This window comes from Bradyrhizobium sp. HKCCYLRH3061 (assembly GCF_051168015.1).
Taxonomy (GTDB): Bacteria; Pseudomonadota; Alphaproteobacteria; order Rhizobiales; family Xanthobacteraceae; genus Bradyrhizobium.
In genome coordinates this window covers 1-25,852 of record NZ_JBNPUE010000028.1, presented here as the reverse complement: position 1 = coordinate 25,852, position 25,852 = coordinate 1, and the positions used below count along the sequence as shown (strand labels likewise).

At 65.6% G+C, this 25,852-nt stretch carries 21 protein-coding genes and 1 tRNA gene; 9 read left to right on the top strand and 13 right to left on the bottom strand.

What is annotated here, in order from left to right; genetic code table 11:
• Positions 1–86 precede the first annotated feature (86 nt).
• The 3 genes from ACQR2C_RS30915 to ACQR2C_RS30905 are packed head-to-tail and all read left to right on the top strand — an operon-like array spanning position 87 to position 5,071.
• Positions 87–1,187, top strand: coding sequence for an HlyD family secretion protein (locus ACQR2C_RS30915; protein WP_434882818.1), 1,101 nt, complete (start codon positions 87–89; stop codon positions 1,185–1,187).
• 8 nt (positions 1,188–1,195) lie between these two features.
• Entirely contained in the window at positions 1,196–3,943 is a 2,748-nt protein-coding gene (gene rbbA, locus ACQR2C_RS30910) for a ribosome-associated ATPase/putative transporter RbbA (RefSeq protein WP_434882835.1), read from the top strand.
• 3 nt (positions 3,944–3,946) lie between these two features.
• On the top strand, positions 3,947–5,071 hold the full coding sequence (locus ACQR2C_RS30905; RefSeq protein ID WP_434882817.1) for an ABC transporter permease: 1,125 nt from the start codon (positions 3,947–3,949) through the stop codon (positions 5,069–5,071).
• Between the two features lie 82 nt (positions 5,072–5,153).
• Here ACQR2C_RS30905 and ACQR2C_RS30900 read toward each other — a convergent pair whose 3' ends face one another.
• Positions 5,154–5,975 (bottom strand): outer membrane protein, encoded by an 822-nt coding sequence (locus tag ACQR2C_RS30900; protein WP_315803865.1) that lies wholly within the window; start codon positions 5,973–5,975, stop codon positions 5,154–5,156.
• Between the two features lie 342 nt (positions 5,976–6,317).
• Between ACQR2C_RS30900 and ACQR2C_RS30895 the strand changes: the two genes are divergently transcribed.
• On the top strand, positions 6,318–6,587 hold the full coding sequence (locus tag ACQR2C_RS30895) for a hypothetical protein (protein ID WP_316215327.1): 270 nt from the start codon (positions 6,318–6,320) through the stop codon (positions 6,585–6,587).
• A gap of 60 nt (positions 6,588–6,647) precedes the next feature.
• Here ACQR2C_RS30895 and ACQR2C_RS30890 read toward each other — a convergent pair whose 3' ends face one another.
• The gene (locus tag ACQR2C_RS30890) at positions 6,648–7,208 is read right to left on the bottom strand and encodes a hypothetical protein (RefSeq protein ID WP_316237993.1); all 561 of its coding nucleotides are present in this window, start codon (positions 7,206–7,208) and stop codon (positions 6,648–6,650) included.
• Between the two features lie 95 nt (positions 7,209–7,303).
• Positions 7,304–8,893 carry an ATP-binding protein gene (locus ACQR2C_RS30885; protein WP_315803862.1) on the bottom strand — a complete coding sequence of 530 codons (1,590 nt, stop codon included), beginning with the start codon at positions 8,891–8,893 and terminating at the stop codon, positions 7,304–7,306.
• A gap of 276 nt (positions 8,894–9,169) precedes the next feature.
• Here ACQR2C_RS30885 and ACQR2C_RS30880 point away from each other — a divergent pair, with 276 nt between their 5' ends.
• From ACQR2C_RS30880 to ACQR2C_RS30865, 4 genes are all read left to right on the top strand, one after another.
• Complete coding sequence (locus ACQR2C_RS30880) at positions 9,170–9,631, top strand: nuclear transport factor 2 family protein (RefSeq protein WP_315803861.1); 462 nt, start codon at positions 9,170–9,172, stop codon at positions 9,629–9,631.
• Positions 9,632–9,644: 13 nt separating this feature from the next.
• Positions 9,645–10,208 (top strand): TetR/AcrR family transcriptional regulator, encoded by a 564-nt coding sequence (locus ACQR2C_RS30875; RefSeq protein WP_316237996.1) that lies wholly within the window; start codon positions 9,645–9,647, stop codon positions 10,206–10,208.
• Between the two features lie 132 nt (positions 10,209–10,340).
• Entirely contained in the window at positions 10,341–11,354 is a 1,014-nt protein-coding gene (locus ACQR2C_RS30870) for a formamidase (protein ID WP_434882816.1), read from the top strand.
• Positions 11,355–11,449: 95 nt separating this feature from the next.
• Positions 11,450–12,646, top strand: a complete 1,197-nt coding sequence (locus ACQR2C_RS30865) for an acyl-CoA dehydrogenase family protein (protein ID WP_434882815.1) — start codon at positions 11,450–11,452, stop codon at positions 12,644–12,646.
• A 30-nt stretch (positions 12,647–12,676) separates the two neighbouring features.
• Here the strand turns inward: ACQR2C_RS30865 and ACQR2C_RS30860 are convergent.
• The 10 genes from ACQR2C_RS30860 to ACQR2C_RS30815 all read right to left on the bottom strand — a co-directional run bounded on the left by ACQR2C_RS30860 (position 12,677) and on the right by ACQR2C_RS30815 (position 24,634).
• A tRNA-Arg gene (locus tag ACQR2C_RS30860) sits at positions 12,677–12,753 on the bottom strand.
• Between the two features lie 143 nt (positions 12,754–12,896).
• Positions 12,897–13,301 carry a YccF domain-containing protein gene (locus ACQR2C_RS30855; RefSeq protein ID WP_315803856.1) on the bottom strand — a complete coding sequence of 135 codons (405 nt, stop codon included), beginning with the start codon at positions 13,299–13,301 and terminating at the stop codon, positions 12,897–12,899.
• A 144-nt stretch (positions 13,302–13,445) separates the two neighbouring features.
• Positions 13,446–16,541 carry a bifunctional diguanylate cyclase/phosphodiesterase gene (locus ACQR2C_RS30850; RefSeq protein WP_434882814.1) on the bottom strand — a complete coding sequence of 1,032 codons (3,096 nt, stop codon included), beginning with the start codon at positions 16,539–16,541 and terminating at the stop codon, positions 13,446–13,448.
• Between the two features lie 204 nt (positions 16,542–16,745).
• Positions 16,746–17,816 carry a branched-chain amino acid ABC transporter permease gene (locus tag ACQR2C_RS30845; RefSeq protein WP_434874618.1) on the bottom strand — a complete coding sequence of 357 codons (1,071 nt, stop codon included), beginning with the start codon at positions 17,814–17,816 and terminating at the stop codon, positions 16,746–16,748.
• Positions 17,813–18,823, bottom strand: a complete 1,011-nt coding sequence (locus ACQR2C_RS30840; RefSeq protein WP_434882813.1) for a branched-chain amino acid ABC transporter permease — start codon at positions 18,821–18,823, stop codon at positions 17,813–17,815. The genes ACQR2C_RS30845 and ACQR2C_RS30840 overlap by 4 nt, the downstream gene beginning before the upstream one ends.
• On the bottom strand, positions 18,820–19,542 hold the full coding sequence (locus tag ACQR2C_RS30835) for an ABC transporter ATP-binding protein (protein ID WP_434882812.1): 723 nt from the start codon (positions 19,540–19,542) through the stop codon (positions 18,820–18,822). Before ACQR2C_RS30835 ends, ACQR2C_RS30840 begins: the two co-directional genes overlap by 4 nt.
• Positions 19,539–20,303 carry an ABC transporter ATP-binding protein gene (locus tag ACQR2C_RS30830; protein WP_316179140.1) on the bottom strand — a complete coding sequence of 255 codons (765 nt, stop codon included), beginning with the start codon at positions 20,301–20,303 and terminating at the stop codon, positions 19,539–19,541. The genes ACQR2C_RS30835 and ACQR2C_RS30830 overlap by 4 nt, the downstream gene beginning before the upstream one ends.
• 66 nt (positions 20,304–20,369) lie before the next feature.
• Entirely contained in the window at positions 20,370–21,563 is a 1,194-nt protein-coding gene (locus tag ACQR2C_RS30825) for a substrate-binding domain-containing protein (RefSeq protein ID WP_434882811.1), read from the bottom strand.
• 132 nt (positions 21,564–21,695) lie between these two features.
• Positions 21,696–23,474: a putative bifunctional diguanylate cyclase/phosphodiesterase gene (locus tag ACQR2C_RS30820; RefSeq protein ID WP_315803850.1), complete on the bottom strand. Its 1,779-nt coding sequence runs from the start codon at positions 23,472–23,474 to the stop codon at positions 21,696–21,698.
• Between the two features lie 191 nt (positions 23,475–23,665).
• A complete protein-coding gene (locus tag ACQR2C_RS30815) occupies positions 23,666–24,634 on the bottom strand; it encodes a sensor histidine kinase (RefSeq protein WP_316179143.1) in 969 nt (322 codons plus the stop codon).
• Between the two features lie 181 nt (positions 24,635–24,815).
• On the opposite strand from ACQR2C_RS30815, the gene ACQR2C_RS30810 reads away from it, so the two are divergent.
• Positions 24,816–25,658, top strand: coding sequence for an SDR family NAD(P)-dependent oxidoreductase (locus ACQR2C_RS30810; RefSeq protein ID WP_316179145.1), 843 nt, complete (start codon positions 24,816–24,818; stop codon positions 25,656–25,658).
• Positions 25,659–25,852 lie beyond the last annotated feature (194 nt).

Here is a 25,852-nt window from a genome sequence, read left to right as displayed (position 1 = left end):
GCGCGGGGCTGGTTGAGCTGTGTCAACGGATTCTCCCGCGCCTATGGCAAACGAGCGCCATGCTTCAGCGGAGAAGGTTTTTCGGAATGGATCCACAGGACACGCAACTCGCCGGCGACGAACGGCCCGTTCAGCGCGTCCGTGCTGAAACCGCAGCCGTCGTTCCCACGCCGGCGATGCCGGTTCCTGTGTCCCATCAGCCGCGGCGCAGGTGGGCAGTGTGGCCGCTTCTCGTGCTCCTCCTTGCCGTCGGGGCGGCTGGTGGTGGCGGCTACGTCTGGTGGCAGCGGCTGCATCCGCCGCTGCCCCTCGGCATCAGCGTCAGCAATGGCCGCATCGAGGCTGACGCGATCGACATCGCGACCAAATATGCCGGCCGTGTCGCCGAACTGCGCGCCGATATCGGCGATCGCGTCGAGGCCGGGCAGATCGTGGCGCGGATGGACACGAAGGAGCTGCAGCAGTCGCTGTCGAAGGCGCAGGCCCAGGCCGAGCAGGCGCAGCACGTGGTCGATCAGGCCCGTGCCAATCTCGCGCAACTGCAGGCGCAGAAGACGCTCGCCGAGCAGGAGATGGAGCGCACCCGCAGCCTGCTGCAGAGCGGCTGGACCACACGGGAGCTGGCCGATCAGCGCCAGCAGGCGCTCGACACTGCGACCGCCGGCCTTGCCGGCGCGCAGGCGCGGATTTTCGAAGCCGAACGCGGGCTCGAAGCGGTCCGTCACGACGTCGCGCTCTACACCGTTCAGATCGCCGACAACTCACTGATCGCGCCAAAGCCCGGCCGCATTCAATATCGTCTCGCCAATGTCGGCGAAGTCCTCGCCGCGGGCGGCAAGATCTTCACCATGCTCGACATCGGTTATGTCTACATGGACGTGTTCCTGCCGACCGAGGAGGTCGGCAAGGTCAAGATCGGCACCGACGCGCGGATCGTGCTCGATGCCTATCCGGATCGTCCGATCCCGGCGAAAGTGTCGTTCGTGGCGAGCCAGGCGCAGTTCACGCCGAAGACCGTCGAGACCCGCAGCGAGCGCGACAAGCTGATGTTTCGCATCCGCGTGCGCGTCGATCCGGACAGGCTGGCCGCGCATGCCGATGCCGTGAGGAGCGGATTGCCGGGCGTGGCGTATGTCAGGTGGAATTCCGACGTTGCATGGCCGGCGCGCCTGCAAGCAGCGCCATGATGGCCGACATGATCGGCGATGCGTCTCCGGTCGCGATGGTCAGGGACGTCTCGCAGCGCTATCGCGACGTGGTCGCGCTCGACAACGTCTCGATCGACATTCCCGCAGGCCGCGTGGTCGGCCTCATCGGCCCGGACGGCGTCGGCAAGTCGTCGCTGCTGTCGATCCTGGCCGGCGCGCGTGCGATCCAGGCCGGACAGGCGCGCGTGCTTGGGGCCGACATGGCCGACCGGCGCGCCCGCACGCAAGTGTGTCCGCGGATCGCCTACATGCCGCAGGGTCTCGGCAAGAATCTCTATCCCGATCTCAGCGTGCGCGAGAACATCGCGTTCTTCGCCCGGCTGTTCGGCCAGTCGCGGTCCGAGCGCGACTGGCGCATCGCCGAACTGATGGAGGCGACGGCGCTGTCCGATTTCGCCGACCGGCCGGCGAAAAAGCTGTCCGGCGGCATGAAGCAGAAGCTCGGCCTTTGCTGCTCGCTGATCCATGATCCCGATCTTCTCATCCTCGACGAGCCGACCACCGGCGTCGATCCGCTGTCGCGGCGGCAGTTCTGGGACCTGATCGACCGCCTGCGCGCGCGCAGCGCGGCGGGCATGAGCGTGATCGTCGCCACCGCCTATATGGAGGAGGCCGAGCGTTTCGACTGGCTGATCGCGATGAACGACGGGCGCATCCTCGCGACCGGTACGCCGGCCGAGCTCAAGGCGCAGACGCAGGCCGCCTCGATCGAGGATGCGTTCGTCGCGCTGCTGCCCGACCGCTCGGCGCGCGACCGCGCCGAGATGCCGGCCAAGTCCGAGCTCGACGGCAGCCACGAGACCGTGATCGTCGCGCGCGACCTGACGTGCCGCTTCGGCGATTTCACCGCGGTCGACGGCGTCAACTTCCAGATCCGCAAGGGTGAGATCTTCGGCTTCGTCGGCTCCAACGGCTGCGGCAAGACCACGACGATGAAGATGCTGACGGGGCTGCTGCCGCCGACCGAAGGCGAGGCGCTGATCTTCGGCCGCTCCATGGAGGCCGGCAATCATGAATCACGCAGCCGGGTCGGCTACATGTCGCAGGCGTTCTCGCTGTATGGCGAGCTCACGGTGCGGCAGAACCTGGTGCTGCATGCGCGGCTGTTCCAGCTGCCGCGCGACGCCGCCGAGAAGCGCATTGCCGAGCTGGTCGAGCGCTGCGACCTGACCGATCACATCGACGGCCTCGCGGCCGATCTTCCGCTCGGCATCCGCCAGCGCTTGTCGCTCGCGGTGGCGATCGTCCACAGGCCGGATCTTCTGATCCTTGACGAGCCGACGTCGGGCGTCGATCCGGTGGCGCGCAATCAGTTCTGGCGCCTGCTGATCGAGCTGTCCCGCCAGGACGAGATGACGATCTTCGTCTCGACGCATTTCATGAACGAGGCGGCGCGCTGCGACCGGCTGTCGCTGATGCATGAGGGGCGGGTGCTGGCGACCGACACGCCGGACGGCCTGATCCGCGCCAAGGGCGCGCAGACGCTGGAACAGGCCTTCATCGCCTTCCTCGAGCAGGACGCTGGTGTCGCCGATCCGCCGGTCACGCTGACCCAGGCGAGGCCCGATCCAAAGCCCGCCGACCGGCCGCGCGAGGAGCGACGGCGGGGCGCCGTCAGCCTGCGGCGGCTGTTGGCCTATACGATCCGCGAAGGTCTCGAGCTGATCCGTGACCCGATCCGTCTGATGTTCGCGCTGTTCGGAACGGCGTTCCTGATGATCGTGATCGGCTTCGGCATCTCCACGGACGTCAACAACCTGACCTTCGCCGCGCTCGACCGCGACCAGTCGCCCGAGAGCCGCGCCTATCTCGCGGAGCTCAGAGGTTCCCGCTACTTCGTCGAGCGGCCGCCGCTTGCAGATTATGCCGAGCTCGAGCGGCGGATGAAGAGCGGCGACATCAAGGCCTCGATCGAGATCCCGCCGAACTTCGGCGTCGACATCAAGCGCGGCCGGCCGGCGTTCGTGTCGGCCTGGATCGACGGCGCGATGCCGTTCCGCGCCGAGACCATCCGGGGCTATCTCGAAGGCACGCATCAGCTCTATCTCTCCGATCCCGCCGTCAAGACGACGCAGCCATTGCCGGCCTCGCCGGTCAATGTCGAGATCAGGTTCAAGTACAACCAGGCGTTCGACAGCATCTACGCCATGGCTCCGAGCACGATCGCGCTGCTGCTCGCGCTGTTTCCGGCGATCCTGATGGCACTCGCAGTGGTCCGCGAGAAGGAACTGGGGTCGATCACCAATCTCTATGTCACGCCGGTGACGCGGCTTGAATTCCTGCTCGGCAAGCAGCTGCCGTACATCGCCGTCGCGCTGGTGAACTTCGTGCTGATGTATGTGATGGCGATGGTCTTGTTCCGCGTCCCGCTCAAGGGCGCGTTTCTGCCGCTGATGGTCGGTACCTTGGTCTATGTCATCACCACGACCGGCTTCGGCATGTTGATCTCGACCTTCTGCCGGACCCAGATCGCGGCGCTGTTCGGCACCGCGATCCTCACGGTGCTTCCGGCGACGCAGTTCTCGGGCATGCTGGTCCCGGTGTCGTCGCTGTCCGGCGTGGCCAAGCTGATCGGCATGGTGTTCCCGATGACCTACTACCGCCCGATCGCGGTCGGCACCTTCACCAAGGGACTTGGCTTCGCCGATGTCGGCGCCGATATCCTGATCCTCTTGATCTTCATTCCCGTCCTGACAGGGTTCAGCCTGGCGATGCTGCCGAAGCAAGAGGCCTGAGCGATGATGCGCTCGCTCTCCAACGTGTTTTGGCTCGGAACCAAGGAGCTGCGCAGCCTGTTCGGCGACGCCGTGCTGATCGGGCTCGTGATCTATTCGTTTACGGTGGCGGTGATCAGCCAGGCGCAGAGCAGCTCGCAGGAGCTGCATCGCGCCTCGATCGCCGTCGTCGACGAGGACAGCTCCGAGCTGTCGCGTCGGATCGCCAGCGTATTCCAGCTGCCGTACTTCCAGCCGCCGGTCTATATCGCGCAGAGCGAGGTGGAGCGGCTGATGAACAACGGCCGCTTCACCTTCGTGCTCGACATCCCGCCGAATTTCCAGCGCGACGTCCTGGCGGGCCGCAAGCCCTCGGTGCAAGTGAACGTCGACGCGACCGCGATGATCCAGGCGGGGATCGGCTCCGGCTATGCGCTGCAGATCATCAACACCGAGGTTGCCTGGTTCGTGGCCCGCTCGGAGACGTCCTCGTCCTCGCCGGTCAACCTTGTGACGCGGATCGCGTTCAATCCCAACGTCACCACCGCCTGGTTCGAAGGCGTGATGGGCATCATCAACAGCGTCACCATGCTCGCGATCATCCTGGCCGGCGCGGCGCTGGTGCGCGAGCGCGAGCATGGCACCATGGACCATCTTCTGGTCATGCCGCTGTCGCCATTGGAGATCGCGATGTCGAAGATCTGGGCCAATGCGCTGGTGATCGCCGTCGCCGTCGCCATCGCGCTCTACGCCGTCGTGCGCTGGTATCTGCGCGTGCCGATCATGGGCTCGATCCCGCTGTTCATGGTGGGCACCGTGCTCTATCTGTTCTTCGCGACCGCCGTCGGGTTGTTTCTCGGCACCATCGCGCGATCGATGCCGCAGCTTGGCCTGCTCTATATCCTCGTCGCCGTGCCGATGAACCTGTTGTCGGGCGGGATGACGCCGGTGGAAAGCCAGCCGGTGTGGCTTGCCACCATCATGAAGGCGTCGCCATCGACCCATTTCGTGTCGTTCGCCCAGTCGATCCTCTACCGCGGTGCCGGCCTCGATGTGGTGTGGCCGCAATTCGTCGCGGTGGCGGCCATCGGCGCGGTGGTCCTGGCGTTGACCTTGCGCCGCTTCCGGGCGGCGATCGCGGCGGCCTGAGCCCGCCCTCGACCCCAACAAAAAAGCCTCGGCACTGCGGCCGAGGCTTTCCCTTGAATGGTGTCGGTATGGATGACGGCGATCAGTAGCGCGCGGCCGCCGGGCCACCAAACTTGTAGTTCACGCCGACCCGGACCGTGTGGAATGAGAAGTCCTGCGACAGGCGCTCGACGTAGTTCGAGCCGGGCGGGGCGAATGTGCTGCCCGGGACGTAGGCCGAGGTGTAGTTGATGCTGCCGAGGTCGGTGTAGAGATATTCCGCCTTGACCGTCCAGTTCGGCGCGAACGCATGCTCGACGCCGGCGCCGACCGTCCAGCCGACCCGCGTCTCGTTGGCAGAGGCGGTCTTTGTGTAGCCATTCGCCGAGGTCAGATCCCAGCTGCCCTTGACATTGCCGACGGCGAGACCGCCAGTGACGTAGAACAGCGTCGTATCGACCGCGTAACCGGCGCGGCCGCGCAGGGTCATGAACCAGTCGTTCCGGATGCTCTCGTTGAAGGTGCGGGTCGTGGGCGGGTTGGCCGCCGTGTAGACCGTCCGCTTGTTGAGGTCAGATCCGTTGATGTCGGCCTCGATGCCGAAGACGCCGGCGCCGCTCTGCCAGTTGTAGCCGGCCTGCAGACCGCCGAGCACGCCAGCCGGATTGAGCCGGTTGTTGCTGATGTTGACGAACTGATTCTGGAAGGCGGCGCCCTCGACCGCCCAGCTGCTGGTCTGGTCCAGCGTCGTGTTCAAGTTCGACCGGCCCCAGCCATAGCCGACGCTGCCGCCGAAGTAGAAGCCGGTCCAATTGTAGATCACGGCCGGGGGAGGCGCCTTGGTGTAGCGGGCCGGCAGATCCGCGGCGAATGCGCCGAGCGAGCTGGCGAGGAGCAAAGAGACGGCGGAGGCAAGGGTTTTCATCGGTCACAATCCTCAATGAATATCAGCAACATTGAGACAAGGATTTCTCACAATTCGGCCTATTAGGCTGTAGTTCAACTACAACACTCGTGAGTGTGAGTATCTGTGACGACGTCACTTTATGCGAGTGCGTCCTTAACCTTAAGTCGTTGTAAATTCGAGCGTGCGGCGGGGAGGCGGTCGATCGATACCGTCGTCGATCGACGATCCGGACAATTCGACGCACCGCGTTAGTCAACGATTCGCCAACCATCCGCACGCTCCATCGCGCCCGCTAACGATTTCGCAAAGTGCATGCGTGCACCTTCGGCACGTCCTGGGGGACGGAGAGGGGAGAGCATCATGATGATGAATGGGGAAGCGGTTCTCGAGAACGTGCGGCGCTATCGTACCATCGCCTCCTTGTACCGCCAGACCGCGGCGTTCCGTCCGCATCAGCGCGACTCACTGCTGGCGCAGGCTGCCGAATGGGAAAGCCGCGCGGTCGCCGAACTCGAGGATTACTTCCTCGCCCGCCATGCACCGTCACAACCGCCGGCGAACTTGAACTTCAATATCAGCCATCATGGGGCCTCCTACAGGTCGTCGCACCGGCAGATGGCTGCGGCATAGCGCCAGATCACGGCACCGTTTTTTCGCTGCGCTCATCCGGATGGCGCCTTATGCTGCATCTCACTCCGGTGCCATGCGCGCTGCAGCGAGCAGGCCGATCAGGGCGGACAGCGCGCCCACGCTCATCGCGTTGATTGCGATCAGCGAGGCGTAGTTGAGATCCACGACGCTCATCACCGGCTCGCCGAGCCGGGAATCGATCAGCAGATAGCAAACGAACGGCAACGCGAGCAGCGGCAAGGACCGCAGGCGCTCCGTGGGTGCGAACAGCAGCGCGGCCAGCAACACGCAGGGAATGAGAAACAGCTCGACGCCGCTCTGGGCGCCGAACAGCTTGACGCAGAACACGGTGTTGGCAGTTCCGGCGAGCACCATCAGGGCGCGGCCGGCAAACGGCTGGCGCTTCGCGAGCACGGGCACGGCCGCGAACAACGGCGTCGTGAGCAGCGTCAGCCAGGCCGGCCAGGCTGCGCGGCCTGCGATGGCGTGGAGATACAGCGGGTAGAACGGCTGGTTGGAGACGATGACGAGCGCCACTTTGGCGGCAATGTCGGAGCGCGCATCATCGGCCGATGCATAGGCCTGCACGGCGGCCAGCCAGCGTCCGAACGTCTTGCCCATTCAAGTCCCTCAATTCCGCAGGCCGCCGCGCGCGCCTCGGCCTGGAAACGCGCTGGCGTTCAAGGCAGATCATTCGTCTCGGGAATGGGGGCCGATCACGCGTTCAACGCGGTGCGGATCATGCGGGCAAGGTCGGCGCTCTGATAGGGCTTGGTGAGCAGCAGCACGCCGGCATCGAGGCGGCCGTGATGGACGATGGCGTTCTCCGTATAGCCCGACGTGTAGAGCACCTTGAGGTTCGGGCGCCGCTTCAGCGCCTCGATCGCGAGCTGGCGACCATTCATGCCGCCGGGCATGATGATGTCGGTGAACAGCAGGTCGATGCGGGGGTGACGGTCGATCAGCGCCAGCGCCTCGTCGGCCTTGCTGGCGGCGAGCGTCGTGTAGCCGAGCCGCTTGATCTGGGCGATGACATATTCGCGCACCAGCGAATCGTCTTCCACGATCAGGATCGTCTCGTCGCCGCGCTCCATGCCCTCGGCGCTGATGGTCGACAGTGCCGCGTCGGCGTCGGCATTGGCCTGCGGCAGGTACAGCTTGACCGAGGTGCCGTGCCCCGGCTCGCTGTAGATCTTGATGTGCCCGTTGGATTGCTTGACGAAGCCGTAGACCATGCTGAGGCCGAGGCCGACGCCCTTGCCGACGTCCTTGGTGGTGAAGAACGGCTCGAAAACCTTGTCGAGCAGATTGGCGGGAATGCCTTCGCCGGTGTCGCTGACCGCGATCATCACGTAGTTGCCGGGGATCACCTCAGGGTTCATGCGCGCATAGGCGGCGTCGAGCAGGACGTTCTTGGTTTCCAGGGTCAGCTTGCCGCCGTTCGGCATGGCATCGCGCGCGTTGAGCGCGAGGTTCAGGATCGCGGTCGACAGCTGGCTCGGGTCGATCATGGCCGGCGCCGAATCGTGCGCCAGCATGGATTCGATCTCGATCTGCTCGCCGAGCGTCCGGCGCAGCAGGCGCGCGGTGTCGACGACCATGCCGTTGATGTCGACGCTGCGCGGCTGCAGCGGCTGGCGGCGGGCGAAGGCCAGCAGGTGTTTGGTCAGGTCGGCACCGCGCGCTGCGGCCGAGTTGATCAGGCTGGTGATCTGCACCAGCTGCGGACTGTCCTTCACCGCCTCGGCCAGGATCTCGATGGTGCCCGTGATCACGGTGAGGATGTTGTTGAAGTCGTGCGCGACGCCACCGGTGAGCTGGCCGATCGCCTCCATCTTCTGCGCCTGCCGCACCTGCGCCTCGGTGGCCTCGATCTCCTGGAAGCGCTTGACCATGGCTTCCGCGGTGCGGCGCTGCCGCGTCTCCTCCTCGAGCTGTGCATAGGCGTTCCGGAGTTCGGCGCGGGACGGCATGGTCAGGACCCGCGGCAGCATCAACAGCAGCGCCGCGGCGATGCCGACCGACATGAAGGCCAGGAAGCCCTTGGTGGCCGCCTCCAGGCTGTAGGCTGGAACCCAGATCGTGAGCACCTCGATCAGCCGCGTCATCCCACAGAAGGACACCCACAACGCGAAGGCCCAGAAGATGTAGCTGAACTGAAAGTCGCGGCGGCGATAGACGATGAAGGCAAGCACGAACGCAATGGTGAAGAAGGCGAACGAGGTGAGGATGTCGGACACCGTATTCACCCATATCAGCTCAGGTGTCCACAGCAGGCACTCGCCATGCGGCGTGAGCATCGACATGTCCGATTTCCCCAAAACATGTAGCCGACGGACCGTGTCGCCCCCGCGGCTCGGCCGGTTCCCTTAGCAGATCATCGAATTTCCGTTGAGCACACAAGGGTTCTCACTGTCGCGACACACACATTCGGTAAACGGGCACCGCAAGCATGGTGGGCTCCGCGTCGATCCGATTGCTTACGGCTGAGCTTGTGCCGGGAGCTCTCTTTAACATGCGCGGCTTGACGGCTTGTACCGATCGGTACATAGTATTCCGAATGGTATACAAGGAGATGTCCCGTGAGCACTCTCGCCCCGCCGTTTACGCTGCAGACCGCCACCCAGAAGGTGCGCATGGCCGAGGATGGCTGGAACAGCCGCGACCCCGAGCGGGTGTCGCTGGTCTACACGCCCGACAGCCGGTGGCGGAATCGCGCAGAGTTCATCACCGGCCGCGCCGAGATCGTCGCCTTCCTCACCCGCAAATGGGCCAAGGAGCTCGACTACCGCCTGATCAAGGAGATCTGGGCCCACAGCGACGACCGGATCGCGGTGCGCTTCGCCTATGAGTGGCACGACGACAGCGGCAACTGGTTTCGCTCCTACGGCAACGAGAACTGGGAGTTCGACGCGCAGGGGCTGATGCAGCGTCGCTACGCCTGCATCAATGACCTGCCGATCAAGGCGGCCGATCGCAAATTCCACTGGCCTCTCGGGCGCCGGCCGGACGATCATCCCGGCCTGACCGAATTGGGACTTTGAAGCAGGGAGAGCCATGCGGACGCTCAACGAGCGCGCCGACGTCGTCCCGCTGATTGCCGAGGTGTTCCGCGAATTCGGCTTCGAGGGCACCTCGCTCAGCCGGATCACCGAGACGACGGGACTGGGCAAAGGCAGCCTCTATCACTTCTTTCCAGGCGGAAAGGACGAGATGGCGCGCGCGGTGCTGGCGCATGTCGACGCCTGGTTCGAGCGCGAGATCTATGCGCCGCTGCGCGATGATCCGCCGGAGCAGTCGATCGCGCGGATGTGGCGCGGCGTCGACGACTACTTCCGTTCCGGCCGCCGCGTCTGCCTGGTCGGGGCGTTCGCGCTCGACGAGACGCGGGATCGCTTCGCCGCCGCCATCGCCAGCTACTTCACGCGCTGGATCGAGGCCTTGCGCGATGCGCTGATCCGCGACGGCTGGCCGGCGGCACAGGCCGCCGACGGCGCCGAGGAGGTGGTGCTCGGCATCCAGGGTGCACTGGTGCTGGCGCGGGCAACCGGTGAGGCGGCCGTTTTCGGCCGCGCGCTGACGCGGTTCCAAGCGCGTCTGCAACGATCATCCGTCGTCTGACTCTCGAAACGCCGGCGGCCGCTGCCTCCGCAAGCGGCAAATGGCGGGCTGAAATATCGGCGCGCGGCTCTCGTGAAATCGTGGTTGTCTTGGGCAACGTCTCGAGCAGCGGCGACACCAGGGAGGTCCGGCATGAACGGGTTAGGCGGTCTCAATAAATCCGATAACGGCGTGGTCATCGGCCTGGTGCAGCTGCAGCTCCCGGTCGTCGTGACCAAGGACGACCTCGCGCGGCAGACCGAGAAGATCGTCTGGATGGTCGGCAAGGCCCGGCGGAATCTCGGCACCATGGACCTCGTGGTGTTCCCGGAATATTCGCTGCATGGGCTGTCGATGGACACCAATCCCGAGATCATGTGCCGGGTCGACGGGCCGGAGGTCGCCGCGTTCAAGCAGGCCTGCATCGACAACAAGATCTGGGGCTGCTTCTCGATCATGGAACACAACCCCGACGGCAATCCCTACAATTCGGGTCTGATCATTGACGACCACGGCGACATCAAGCTGTATTACCGCAAGCTGCATCCATGGATTCCGGTCGAGCCGTGGGAGCCCGGCGATCTCGGCATCCCCGTGATCGAGGGACCGCGCGGCGCCAAGATCGCACTCATCATCTGCCATGACGGCATGTTCCCGGAGATGGCGCGGGAATGCGCCTACAAGGGCGCCGAGATCATGATCCGCACCGCCGGCTACACCGCGCCGATCCGCGACAGCTGGCGCTTCACCAACCAGGCCAACGCGTTCCAGAACCTGATGGTGACGGCCAATGTCTGCATGTGCGGCTCCGACGGTTCGTTCGATTCGATGGGCGAGGGCATGATCGTCAATTTCGACGGCAGCATCATCGCGCACGGCACGACGGGGCGCGCCGACGAGATCATCACCGCCGAGGTGCGCCCCGATCTCGTGCGCGAGGCGCGCATCAACTGGGGCGTCGAGAACAACATCTATCAGCTCTGGCACCGCGGCTATGTCGCGGTGAAGGGCGGCGCGATGGATTGTCCCTACACCTTCATGCATGACATGGTCGCCGGCACCTATCGCTTGCCCTGGGAGGATCAGGTCAAGATCACCGACGGCACCTCCTGCGGCTTCCCGGCGCCGACGCGCGCTTTCGGCAGGCTCGGCAAGGCGGCGGAGTGAGCGAATGCGGCGGCGCGTGCGGCCGCCGCAAGCTTGACAGATCGATCGTCCGCGAATTATTTTATACTTAAAATAATTGGCGGACAGGTTTTGTCATGAGTGCATCGGCGAAGGTGATCCCCCGCGACTGGCTCGACTGGCCGTTCTTCGAGCCGCGTCACCGCGCCCTGTGTGACCAGCTCGACCGCTTCGTCGGCTCGGGCGTTCTCGACGAGGTCGATCACGGCGACGTCGACACCGCCTGCCGCAAGATCGTGCGTGCGCTTGGTGCCGCAGGCTTGCTCGACAGCGCCGTCGTGGCGCCCGATGCGGATGCCGGCGCGATCGACTCGCGCGCGATCTGCCTGTCGCGCGAGACACTCGCTTATGCCGACGGTCTGGCCGATTTCGCCTTCGCCATGCAGGGCCTCGGCTCCGGCGCCATCGCGCTCGGCGGCTCGCCGGAGCTGCGCGCCAGTGTCTTGCCGAAGGTGCGCGCCGGCGAATGGCTCGCCGCTTTCGCGTTGTCCGAGAAGGAGGCGGGCTCCGACGTCGCCGCGATGGCCTGCGCGGCGCGGCTGGACGGCGATACCTACGTGCTCGATGGCGAGAAGACCTGGATCTCCAACGGCGGCATCGCCGACGTCTACACGCTGTTCGCCCGTACCGGCGAGGCGCCCGGCGCGCGCGGCATCTCCGCCTTCGTCGTGTTTCCCGATGATCCCGGTTTCTCCGTCGCCGAGCGCATCGAGGTGATCGCACCGCACCCGCTGGCGACGCTCCGCCTGCAGAATTGCCGCATCCCGGCCAGCCGCCGGCTCGGCGCGCCTGGCGGCGGCTTCAAGCTGGCGATGCAGACGCTCGACATCTTCCGCGCCTCGGTGGCGGCTGCCGCCCTCGGCTTCGGCCGCCGCGCGCTCGACGAGGCGCAGGCGCACGCCTCGAGCCGGCAGATGTTCGGCGGCGCGCTGGCCGACCTGCAGATGACGCAGGCCGCGTTCGGCGAGATGGCGACCGATACCGACGCCGCGGCGCTGCTGACCTACCGCGCGGCCTGGCGCCGCGACGTCCAGAAGCTGCCGACCACCCGCGAGGCCGCGATGGCCAAGCTCACCGCGACCGAGACCGCGCAACGCGTCATCGACCGCGCCCTGCAGATGTTCGGCGGCCGCGGCGTGCGCAAAGGCGAGATCGTGGAGAGCCTCTACCGCGAGATCCGCGCGCTGCGCATCTACGAAGGCGCGACCGAAGTGCAGAAGCTGATCGTCGCGCGCGAGTTTCTGAAGGCGCGGGCCGGCGTGGTGCGCGGCTGAGACCAGACGCGGGCGAGACCGGAATAGGGCTGGCGCACCCGACACGATTCGAACGTGTGACCTTTGCCTTCGGAGGGCAACGCTCTATCCAGCTGAGCTACGGGTGCGTACGGCCAATCGTTTAGCCGATTGCCTGGGCGACGGCAACGGCCTTGGATGCTCCCGGACCGGGCGGACGGCCGCTCGCGCCGCGAGGCACGCGGGTCAATTCCGCTGGGTCGCGCGGCCCAGCCGCTCCTGCCGCCCCGCCTTACGCCGGCACGATGGTCTTGCCGATCGGCCACAATGCCAGCCCGGCGAGCTTCAGATGGGCCCAGGCGAAGGGCAGGCCGATGATGCTCACCGCGAGCACGATTGCGGTCAGGAGGTGGCCGAGCGCCAGCCACCAGCCGGCCAGCACGAACCAGATGATGTTGCCGAGCAGGCCGAGAACGCCGGTTCCGACGTCCTCCATGCCCGTCACCTCGTCACGGCGAACCGCGCGCGAGCCGAACGGCAGCAGCGTATAGGCGGCGATGTTGAAGGCGGCGCGGGACCAGGGCAGGCCGACGATCGTGATCGCCATCACGACCGCGGCGACCAGCCAGCCGAACGCCATGTAGGCGCCGCCGCACAGGATCCAGAGGATGTTCAGAAGCATGGAAACCGGCTGCATGACGACCTGCCAACTCCGTTGTTGCCGCTCCGGATATAGGAACGCGACGCCAAGGCCGGTAGCGGGCGGTCGTCGAAATCTGCGTGGCCTCCCGCCGCAGCCGCGGCCGGGGCGGCCAGGCGTTGAGGACGCCGGAAAGCCGGCTCAGCCGGCGGCCTGCAGGCTCCCTGCCGCCATTGGAGCGAACAGCTTGCGCAGCTCGGCGGCCGGCTTCGGCGCGCTGAACAGATAGCCCTGCATCTCGGTGCAGCCAAGCTGCCGCAGCGCCGTCTGCTGCGCGCCGGTCTCGACGCCTTCGGCCGTGGTCGTCATGTTGCTGGCGGCGGCGATGCTCACCACCGCCTGGACGATCGCCGACGAGCTGCCGGCGCCGATGTCGCTGACGAAGCAGCGGTCGATCTTGATCTTGTCGAACGGAAACCGCTTCAGGTAACTTAGCGACGAATAGCCGGTGCCGAAATCGTCGAGCGCGATGCGCACGCCCATGTCGTGCAGCTGGTGCAGGATGCCGAGCGCGACGTCGTCGTCGCTGATCAGCACCGCCTCGGTGATCTCGACCTCGAGCCGTTCGGGCGCAAGACCGGCCGCCGACAGCGCACCTGCGATCCGCAGCGCCAGGGTCGGCGATTTGAGCTGCACGGGCGAGACGTTCACGGCGATGCGGATGCCGGCGGGCCAATGCGCGGCCTCGGCGCAGGCGGTGCGCAACACCCAGTCGCCGATCTCGTTGATGAGCCCGGTGTCCTCGGCGAGCGGAATGAAGTCGAGCGGCGGCACCATGCCGCGCTCCGGATGACGCCAGCGCAGCAGCGCCTCGCAGCCGGTCATGATGTTCTCGCTGAAGCCGAGCAGCGGCTGGTAGTGCAGCTCGAACTGGCCTTCCGTAATCGCCCGGCGCAGATCCTGCTGCAACTGCAGCCGCGCGCGCGCGTTTTCGTCCATCGACGGCTCGAAGAACCGGAAAGTGCGGCGGCCGCCGGCCTTGGCGGCATACATGGCGAGATCGGCATTCTTGGTCAGCTGGTCGCGCTCGACGCCGTCCTGCGGCGCCAGCGCGATGCCGATGCTGGCATCGGTCGACAATTGGTGGCCCAGGCATCTATAGGGTTTGCGGATGGCCTCGAGGATCTCCTTCACGGCCACGATGACCTCGTCCCGGTCCGCAACGGTGGTCAGCAGCACCGCGAATTCGTCGCCGCCGAGCCGGGCCACCATGTCCTCCGGCGCGAGACAGCCCTCGATGCGGCGCGCGATCGTCTTCAACAGCTCGTCGCCGACATGATGGCCGAGCGAATCGTTGATGCCCTTGAACTCGTCGACATCGATGTAGAGCAGCGCGAAGAAGGTGCCGTGGCGCGCGCGTTCCAGCTCCTCGTCGATGCGCTCCTGGAACAGCACGCGGTTCGGCAGCTCGGTCAGCGCGTCGAAATGTGCGAGATGGGCGATCTTCTCGTCGGCCAGCCGCCGCTCCGTGGTGTCCTCGATCACGTTGATCAGATAGCGCGGCCGCTGCGCATCATCCGCGATGGCGATGCGCCGCGACGTGATGTAACGCAATCCCAGCCCGGGACTCTGCCAGGGATGTTCGGCGAGAAACAGCCCGTCCGACTGCTCCAGAGCCCGGTCGTCGTCCGCGGTCACCTTTTCCGCGACCGGTCGCGGCAGCAGGTCGAACGCCGTCTTGCCGACGATCTCCTCGCGCGGCACGCCGAAGCGCTGCTCGGTCGACTGGTTGACCAGGACATAGCGCCGGTCGCGGACATCCTTGACCATGATGTGCGATGGGATGTGGTCGATGATCTCGCGCAGGAATGCGTAGTTGCGGTCGCGCTCCTGCTCGAGCCGGCGATGTTCGCTGATGTCCTCGATCGTCGTGACCCATCCGCCCGACGCCAGCGGCTTGTCGATGATGTTGAAGAAGCGGCCGGCTCCGCCCTCCGCGATCATCTGCGACGTGCCGCCTGCCGCGGCTCGGTCGATGATGTCGGCGCAGAGGTCGGTCACGTCGCCGTTGAAGGATCCGCGCGCCTTGCAGTGCGCGATGACCTCGCTGAGATGGGCGCCGGGCCTGATCACGTCCGTGGAAAGGCCGAGCAGGTCGATGAAGCGCTGATTGAACATCACGACGCATGCGTTCGCGTCGAACGAGATCAGCCCCTGCGTCATGTTGTCCAGCGCAGTCTCGACCCTTTGCTTCTCCGTCTCCAGCTGACGCGTTGCCGCACGCCCCTGCCGCACGATCTGCCGGATCATCAGGCTGAACGTCAGGGCGATGACCGCGATCGCAAGCACCGCCGCACCCACGAGCAGCACCATCTGCGATCGCCAGTCCGCGAGCGCGGCGTCGACCGGCCTGTTGGCCGAGATGACGAGCGGGAAGCGCCCGATCCTGGAAGCCGACGCGATCGTCTCCAGGTTGTCGACGGAGCTCGTGAGCAGGGTCGTGCGCAGGCCACTCTCGGCGACGCCCTTCAGCAACTCGTCGTTCCCGATCCTGGCGCCCATCAGGGATTCGGCGTGCGGGTAGTGCGCCAGCACGGCGCCGTCGGAATGGACCAGCATGATCGACGAGCCCTTCCCGAGGGCCATCGATTCCAGGAACGTCTCGTAAGTGTGCGGATCCACCCGGCGGGTCAGCAAGCCGAGGAATTCCCCGTTCGCGCCGTTCAGGCGATGCGCGACGATGGTCGCCCAGCCGCCGGTGACGCGGCTCATGACCGGCAGGATCACGAAGCTGTCCGGCCGCGATGTCGATTGCAGGTCCTTGAAGTAGGAGCGGTCCGCGACGTTGATGGCCGGCAGCGGGTCGTTGGACGACCAGTTCACGAAATTGCCGTCGACGTCGACGATCGTGAGGTCTCCCATATAGGACAGGCCATTGACCTGAGAGCGCAGCATCTCGCTGATCTCGGGCTTTGCCATCTCGGCCCGGAATGCCTCCGGCGAAGCGATCGACGCGAGCTGCATGCGGCCGATCGCGTGCGATACCGCGGTCTCCGCATCTTCGAACTGCTGCGCGAAATGCCGGCTCAACAGCAGCACGGTGTTCTCGAGTTCGCGCTCGTTGTTGGCGATCGCACGCGCCCGAAAGCCGCTGGCCATGACGATCGTCCCGATGACGATGGCTGCGATGAGAAGCGCTCCGCACGCAATCAGCCATGGCACCGGACCGCGCCAGAGGGACGTGCCAATCCGTTCCGGCTCGCTACCGGTCCCTGACGTATCTGCTGCGCCTTGCATGCTTTGATCGACCCGGGAGGAAATGACTTGTTGCAAGCCAGCTTGATAACAAGGCACTGGTGCCGGACCGGTTAGGAAATGCGGTTAGCCGTCGCTTAAGGCGCGCGCCGAAACTTCGCGGCAAACGATAATTTCTGCATGCGAATACCGTGCGGCAGAGGCTGCGGCGGCGCCGTTGCGCAGAATTTTAAGGGTACTTGCAGCTCAGCGCGCCGCACCCGGCCTGTTGCGGAGGCGGCCGACGACGCCGGTCGGAAAGAAATAGACGCTGGCGATGAACAAGAGGCCGAGCCACAGCAGCCAGCGGTCGGGGTGCAGCAGGCCGGGCAGCAGCGGCAATCCGGCGTCAGCAGCCGCGGTCGAAGCGATCCCCATCAGGGCCTGCAGGTAATTCTGCGCCAGGATGAAGATCGCAGCTCCGATGATGGCGCCGTAGATGGTGCCCATGCCGCCGATCACGACCATCAGCAGGATGTCGAGCATGATCGAGAACGCCAGCGACGTGTCGGGCCCGGCATAGCGCAGCCACAGCGCGTTCAACATGCCGGCGCAGGCGGCGATCATCGCGGCGATGCAGTTGGCGTAGGTGAGATGGAAGACGGTGCGATAGCCGAGCGCCTCGGCGCGGAAACGGTTCTCGCGGATCGCCTGCAGCACGCGGCCGAATGGCGAGTTGACGACGCGCAGCAGCGCCAGGATCATCAGCGCGCAGGCCGACAGCACCAGGTAATAGGTCAGAATGCGGCCGTTGATCGGAAAGCCGAACCAGTCCTTGCCGATGAACACGGTGCTCGGGCGCAACAGCTCGGGCAGCTGGAAGCTGCGGCCGTCCTCTCCGCCCGTCAGCCACGACAATTGCGACGCCAGCACCAGGAACGCGGAAGCGATGGCGAGCGTGATCATCGCAAAGAAGATCGCCTCGACGCGCAGCGAGAACAGCCCGATCGCGAGCGCGAGCAGCAAAGCGAGCGGCAGCCCGGCGGCGACGGCGACCGCCACCGAGGTCCAGTTTGGGCCGAGGCCGTAGAGCGCGATGGCGATCGCGTAGGAGCCGATGCCGTAGAACATCGTATGCGCGAACGAGACCGAGCCTGTATAGCCGAGCAGGAGATCGTAGGACGCGACCAGCGCCGCGAAGATGCAGATCTTGGCGGCGACGTTGAGCGCCTTGGCGCCGGGGAAGATGAAGGGCGTCGCCAGGAGCGCCAGAATGATGACGACGAGCAAAATCGACAGCGCACGGCTGCGGGGCGGATCGCCGGACAGGATCATCATCGGCTGGTCACCGCATAGAGACCGCGCGGCCGCCACATCAGCACAGCGACCATCAGCAGGATGTTGGAGACGAGGGCGAGCTTGGGCACCAGGAAGCCGCCATAGTTGGCGACCATCGCAACCAGGATCGCGCCGATGAAGCAGCCGGTGATCGAGCCGAGCCCGCCGATGATCACGACGATGAACACCAGCACGGTGAGCTCGTCGCCGAGCGAGGCGTGCACCTGCTCGCGATACAGCCCCCACATCACGCCGCCGAGTCCGGCCAGCGCCGATCCCGTCATGAAGACGCCGAGGAACAGGCGACGGATGCGATAGCCGAGCGCCTCGACCATCTCGCGGTTCTCGACGCCGGCGCGGATCAGGAGACCGAGCTTGGTGCGGTTCAGCACCAGCTCGATGGCGACGAAGATCGCCAGGCCGACCAGCATGGCCAGCAGCCGGTATTTCGCGATCGCGACGTCGCCGATGATGAAGGAGCCACGGAATGCGTTGGGTAGCGGCAGCGGAATGATCTGCGGACCGAACAGCGCATACAGCGTCTGCTCGGCGACGATGAGCCCGCCGGTGGTCATCAGGATCTGCTTGAGGTGCTGGCCGTAGACCGGCAGCACCAGCACGCGCTCGACGACGAGGCCGAGCGCGCCGGTGACGCCCATCGACAGCAGCGCTGCGGGGACGAGGACGGCGAGGTTGGTCAGCAGTGAGTCGGACTGGGCCCAGCTCGCCAGCGGCAGCAGCACCAGCGTCGCGACATAGGCGCCGACGGCGATGAAGGCGCCATGGCCGAAATTGAGCACGTCCATCAGCCCGAAGACGAGCGTCAGGCCGGACGCCATGATGAAGATCATCATGCCCATCGCCAGGCTGGCGACCGTCAGGGTCACCCAGGAGCTCGTCGATCCCACCAGCGGGATCATCAGCAGCGCCAGCACCACCGGCAGCAGCAGGGGCGCAATGTCGCGCTTCGGTTTCGGCAGTGCCTCGGTCGCAGCGATCTCGCTCATTGATGCGCCTCCAGGCTGAGGCCGAGCAGGCGCTCCTGCAGCGGCACGTCGGCCGCGAGCGCGGCCATCTCGCCGCGATGGACGATGGTGCCGTTGTCCATCACCAGTACCTGGTCGCCGAGCTCGCGCGCGGCGTGGAAATTCTGCTCGACCAGCAGGATCGTGGCGCCACGGCGCTTGATCTCCTTGAGGCATTCGATCAGCGACACCACGATCGCCGGCGCCAGGCCCTTGGTCGGCTCGTCGATCAGCAGCAGCTTGCGCGGCTCGACGATCGCGCGCGCAATCGACAGCATTTGCTTCTGGCCGCCGGACAGGCTGCCTGCACGAGACAGCCAGAACTTCTTCAGGGCAGGGAAGAAGCCGAAGATCCAGGCGAGCTGGGCATCGTCGAGCGGGCCGTTGCGCGCCGCGAGCACCAGGTTCTCCTTGACCGTGAGGTCGGAGAACACCGCCATGCTCTCAGGCACGTAGCCGACGCCGCGCTGCGCGATGTCGGGCGTCGCCAGTTTTTCGATCGGCTCGCCCGCAAGCGAGATCGTGCCCATCCTGGCGTGCCACAGTCCCATGACGGTGCGCAGCGTCGTGGTCTTGCCGGCGCCGTTGCGCCCGAGCAGCATAGTCGTCTTGCCTTCCGGCACCTCGAAATCGACGCCCTGCAGGATGTGATAACGCCCGATATAGGTCTCGACGGCAGACAGCGTCAGTAGCGCGCTCATGCCGCGCTCCGCGGGGCGACGCCCAGATAGGCTTCCTGCACGATCGGCGAGGCGATCACCTCCGCGGGCTTTCCGTCGGCCACCAGCTGGCCGTTATGCAGCACGATGATGCGGTCGGCGAGCGAGCGCACGACGTCCATCTTGTGCTCGACGAGCAGGATGATCTTGCTCTTGTCCTGCTTGAGCCTGCCGATCAGGTCGAGCACGACCGGCACCTCGTCGATGCTCATGCCCGCCGTCGGCTCGTCGAACATGAAAACCTTCGGCTCCAGCGCCATCATCAGCGCGACTTCGAGCTTGCGCTGGTCGCCATGCGACAGCGTCGTTGCGGTGACGCTGCGGCGGCCGCCGAGCGCGACCTGGTCGAGGATCGCGTCCGCTCGCGCAATCAGGTCGCGTCGCGCCATCCAAGGGCGGAGCAGGTCATAGTGCACACCGCTCTGTGCCTGCACAGCGAGCCGCACGTTCTCCTCGACGCTGAGATTGGGAAAGAGGTTGGTGAGCTGGAACGCGCGTCCCAAGCCGGCGCGGGTGCGCAGGGGTGCCGAGAGACTGGTGATGTCGCGGCCGTCGAACAGGATGGAGCCCGAGGAGGCCGTCAGCTGGCCGGAGATCAGGTTGAAATAGGTGGTCTTGCCGGCCCCGTTGGGGCCGACGATGGCGGTCAGCTCGCCCGGCCTGAAGCTGCAGCTGACGCTGTTGACCGCGACATGACCGCCGAAACGGATGGTGAGGTCGCGGGTTTCGAGGGTAAGGGCCATGTCGCCAGCTTGTCAGTGCCAGTAAGAACGTGCCCGGCGCGAGGGCCGGGCACGCAATTCATCATCTCAGCGCTTGTTGCGGATTGGCACCGCCATCTCGTCGATCTTGATCTCTCGCACCGGCTCGTTGACGGCCCAGGCGAGGTTCGGATCGACCTTGACGCGGAAGTGATACATGCTTTGCAGCGCCTGGTGATCTTCTTTCCGGAAGATCATCTTGCCCTTCGGCGTATCGAACTCCATGCCCTCCATCGCCGCGATCAGCTTCTCGGTGTCGGTCGACTTGGCCTTGGTGACGGCGGTGACGACGGCCATCGCGGCCGAGAAGCCGCCGGCGGTGAAGAAGTCCGGCGGCGCGTTGAAGCGCTTCTGGTGCTCGGCCACCAGCCAGTCGTTCACGGGGTTCTTGGGAATGTCATAATAGTAATAGGTGGCGCCTTCCATGCCCGGCAGCCGCTTGTAGGCGGCAAGCGCCGGCAGGATGTTGCCGCCGGTCGACAGCTCGATGCCGTAGCGCTTCGGATCCATGTCCTGCAGCTTTGTCAGTGGATCGCCAGCGCCGGCCCAGATCACCCAGATGATCTTCTTGCCGGGCTTGTCCTTCAGCGCATCGAACAGGCGCTGGCCGACGGCAGTGAAGTCGGTGGTGCTGGTCGGCACATATTCCTCGGCCCCCAGCGTCGCGCCGGTCTTGGCCAGCGCCTCCTTGAAGGCGGCGACGCCGTCGCGTCCGAAGGCATAGTCCTGCGCCAGCGTGGCGACCGTGACGCCCGGCTTGCCGATCGCGACCGCGTTGGAGATCGCATCCTGCGACGAGTTGCGGCCGGTGCGGAAGATGTAGCGGTTCCACTTCTCGCCCGTGATCTGGTCGGCGACCGCCGGCTCGACGATCAGGATCTTCTTGTTCTCCTCGGCGACCGGCAAGTCCGCGAGCGCCGCGGCGGAGGAGGTCGTGCCGATCGCGATGTCGGCGCCGTCATCCTGATAGGCTTCGGACAGTGCGGCCTTCGACAAATCGGGCTTGCCCTGGTCGTCCTTGGTGATGATGACGATCTTGCGACCGTCGATCATGTTGGTGCCCTTGGTGGCATATTCGAAGCCGAGGCGGAGACCCGCTTCGGTCTGCTTGGCGTAGGCCTCGAGCGGGCCGGTCTTGCCGTAGATGAGAGCGATTTTCAGATCGTCGGCCTGGGCGGCGGTGGCCAGCAGGGCGGCAGTCAATGATGAAACAATACCTTTGAAAATATGTGACGTCTTCACGAGCCTTCCTCCCAGCTACCGGCGGCTGTTGCCTGCAACTGATAGTGTGCAGGCTCAGCCTGGGTCAAGGCGCTTTCAGCGGCAGCCGGTGACGCTCATATTTTGTGCTGAAGGGCTCCGTCCTCCGAGAGGTCAACGCCGATAGCGGCTGCTGCGCGCATAGGCCTGGCGATTTTCCTGCACAGGGCGACTGGCGAGACTGATGCGCGCTTCGCTTGCAAGCGGGGCCGCCGGCTTCAGCTCTTCCAGGAAGATCGGACGCGAGAAGTAGTAGCCCTGCGCATAGCGGATCTTGGTCGCGGCCTGCAGATAGGCGAGCTCCTCGAACGACTCGATGCCCTCCGCGATCACCGTCATGCCCAGCGCCTCGCTCAGGGATTCGATCGCGCGCAGGATGCCCTGGCTGCGCGGCCGCTTATGAATGTCGGTGATGAAGGAGCGGTCGATCTTGATCTCGTCCGCCGTGATGTCGGCGAGCGCCGACAGCGACGAATAGCCGATGCCGAAATCGTCGATCGAGATGCCGACGCCGATCCCGCGCAGCAGCGGCACGATCTCATCCTGGAAATGGCTGCGGGTCACGAACGCGTCCTCGGTGACCTCGATCATGAACCGCTTGGGAAAGCCGGTCGCCGCGATCGCCAGGGCGAAGGGCTGCATGAACTCCGGATTCGACGCCTGTTTCGCCGCGACGTTGATGCTGATCGTCGCGTCCGGTCCAAACGCGTCGTTGATCAGATCGATCGATTTGACGATCTCGTCCAGCACGAGATGGGCGAGCTCGTCGATCAGGCCAAGCTCGACAGCGAGATTGATGAAAGAGCCTGGCGCCTGGATCACGCCTTCATTGTCGCGCAGCCGTACCAGCGCCTCGATGCCCTTGATCTCCTCGGTGCGGATGTCGACCTTGGCCTGGAACGCGCAGCAGAAGCGCTTTTCCAGGATCGCGAGCCGCAGCGACTGCTCGACCTTCATGCGCGCCAGTGCCTCGTGCTCCATCGCGCTGGAGAAGAAGGCCAGCGTGCCCTTGCCGCTGTTCTTGACGCGGTACATCGCCAGATCCGCGTTCTGGCGCAGCACGTCGTAGCTTGCGCCATGCTCGGGAAACAGGCTGACTCCGACGGACGCGGAGGCGAACACCTCCGCGCCGTCGATGAAGAAGGGCGCGTTCAAGCGGTCCAGCATGTCGTGCAGGAATTCGGCGACCTCCTCGGCACGCTCGATCGGATGCAGCAGCAGCAGGAACTCGTCACCGCTGATGCGCGACAGCAGGTCCGACTCGCGCAGGTCGCGGCTGATGCGCTTGGCGAGCTCGACCAGCAGCGCATCGCCGGTGGCGTGGCCGTAATAGTCGTTGATGTACTTGAAATTATCGAGGTCGAGAAAGGCGAGCGCGAAGCGTCCGTCGACGCGGCCGCGCCGGACCAGGAGGTCGGCGCGATGCTCGACCACGCGGCGCATCGGCAGGCCGGTCAACTCGTCATAATAGGCGGCGCGAAACAGCTGGTCCTCGAACTCCTTCTGCTCGCTGATGTCGGCCGAGCTGGAAATGAGGACGCTCTGGTCGCCGATGCGAACCGGCCGATGCGCTGTCAGCAGGGTCTGCCCGCCGCGCTCGCCTGCCACCTTTTCCTCGCCGATCACCGTTCGTCCCCGGCCAAGGATCTCGCGGCAGGCCGTGCGCCTGTTGTGGAGATGCGGCGCCGAGAGGCCGTCGATGCTGTTGGCGGCGGCGCCGAGCTGGACGGCGGCCGTATCGTTGACCAGCAGAAAGCGACCGTGCTCGTCCTGGACCGTGACGCCCGAGGGAAGCTGGCTGAGGACAGTGCGCAGGAAGCGCAACTCGGCCTCGGTCGAGCCCAGCCCCTCGTTCGGTCCGGGAGAAAAGTTGAATCGGTCGCTGCTGTACATGCGCCGATTGTGCAAAGTTCCCGCTTCATTTTAGTTAAGCGCTACGTAGAAACCCGGAACGTGCGCGCCAAGTCTTGGAAAGAACGGAGCTTTGTGCCGCGGCGTCATTAACCGTTCCTGAATCGGAAGAACGACGCGACCGGACCCATGCGGCGAAAGTCGCAGGCAGGAATGGCCGCCCGGCGGCCAATTCAATTCGGTGGCACGCGACACTGCAAGGTGCAGTGAAGGCCGGATTCGAGAAAGCTGGTCTCGGTCCTGCCGTCGAACGACGACAACGCGGCCTTGAGCAATTTGCTCCCGAAGCCGGGCATGCCGACCGGACCGATCGGCGGACCCGCGGCCTCGTCCCAGGTCAGATGGAGCCGGTCCTCCTGCATCGTCCATGACACCTGCAGGAAGCCGCGCGGCGAGGCGAAGGCGCCGTATTTGCCGGCATTGGTCGCCAACTCGTGGAAGATCAAAGCGAGGCTGACGGCCAGCTTGGCGGGCAGGAACAGCGGCGGGCCGTGGAGCTCGAAGCGGACTTGGCCATAAGGCCCGAGCTCCGACACCAGCAGGTCCTTGAGGTCGCAGCCCTGTCCTTCGGCGCGCGCGACCAAATCGTCGGCGGTCGCGAGCGCGCGGATGCGCTGGTCGATGCGGCTCCACACCTCCGGCTGGTCGTACAGCACCTGATGCAGCACGGCGTGAATGGTCGAGGTCTTGTTCTTGAGGCGGTGATGCAGCTCGTCGACCAGGAGCTTGCGATACTGCTCCTCCTCGGTGAGCCGCCGGGCGATCTCGCGCTGCTTGCCGGCCAGCCGCCGGTAGTGATCGACGCCCCAGATCACCAGCAGCGCCACGACCATATACATCGCCATCAGCGCGAGCCGGGCGCCATCCGCCGGACCGCCGCCAAAATCGAGCGTCAGGCCGAGCGCTGCGCCTGCGATCGCCGTCGCCAGGCCGACGCCCGATCCGCCCATCGCGGTGGCGAAGAAGACGGCCGGCATGTAGGGCGTGAAGAACACGTCGGGCCGCAGATGCGCCATGCCGTAGCGGATCGCCGTGGCTGCGAGCAGGCACATCGCGGCAAACATGCAGCTCCATGTCAGGGAAGGCTGCTGCTCGCCGCGCCAGATCCGCTTGATGTCGTCGATGAGTCGCGTCATGGACATCCATGAGCCTCAACTGCGCAACCAAATTAAGGCCGACGTGGCGGTAATTTGTCCGGTTGATGGAAGCCGTCTTGCGTGTGTTGCCGTTTGGCGCGCACGATGACGGTTCCGCGGCGGAACTCGGGCGCTTATTATTCCGCCGCCAAGAACGAGCACGTAGCAGCAACGCAAGGAGTAGGGAATGGGACGGTTGGAGGGCAAGGTCGCCGTGATCACGGGCGCGACCAGCGGCATCGGCCTGCGCACGGCGGAAATCTTCGTGGCCGAGGGTGCGAAGGTCGTCGTCGCTGGCCGGCGCAGCGCGGAGGGCGAGGCGCTGGCGAGCCGGCTCGGAGCGAGCTGTGTGTTCCGGCAGACCGACGTCACGGTCGACGCGCAGATGCGGGCATTGATCGATGGCGCGGTCGAGCGCTTCGGCCGGCTCGATTGCGTGTTCAACAATGCCGGCGGTCCGGCGCAGACCGGCGGCATCGAAGGCCTCGACGCCGATCGCTTCGACCAGGCCATGGCGGTGCTGGTGCGCAGCGTCATGCTGGGCATGAAATACGCCGCGCCCCACATGAAGCGGCAGGGTGCCGGCAGCATCATCAACAACGGCTCGATCGCCGGCCGGCTCGCCGGCTTCTCCACCTCGGTGGTCTACAGCACGGCGAAGGCGGCGGTGATCCATCTGACGAAATGCGTGGCGATGGAGCTTGGCGAATCCGGCGTGCGCGTCAACTCGATCTCGCCCGGACTGATCGCGACCGGCATCTTCGGCAAGGCGCTCGGACTGTCGACCGAGGCGGCCGAGAAGACGCCGGAGACGATCCGCAACGCCTATGCCACGGCGCAGCCGATCCCGCGCGCTGGCCTGCCCGACGACATCGCGCATGCCGCGGTGTTCCTCGCCAGCGACGAATCCAGCTTCATCAACGGCCATGATCTCGTCATCGACGGCGCCATCACCGGCGGCCGCAACTGGAGCCAGCAGCAGCAAGGCTATCAGGCGATGCGCAAGCTGCTCGGGGACGCAGTGGAGTAGGGGATGGTGAAGTATACACTTCGTCATGCCCGGGCCTGGCCCGCCTGCGCGGCCGAAGCCGCTTCGGCGCGGCGAAGGCCCGGGCATCCACGTCTCTCCGTCCGCGGATTGCAGCAGGATGGATGGCCGGGACAAGCCCACGGCTGTCCGGTTCAGCTTCCGCATATTGCGAGGCTCAACTGTTGTGGGTTTTT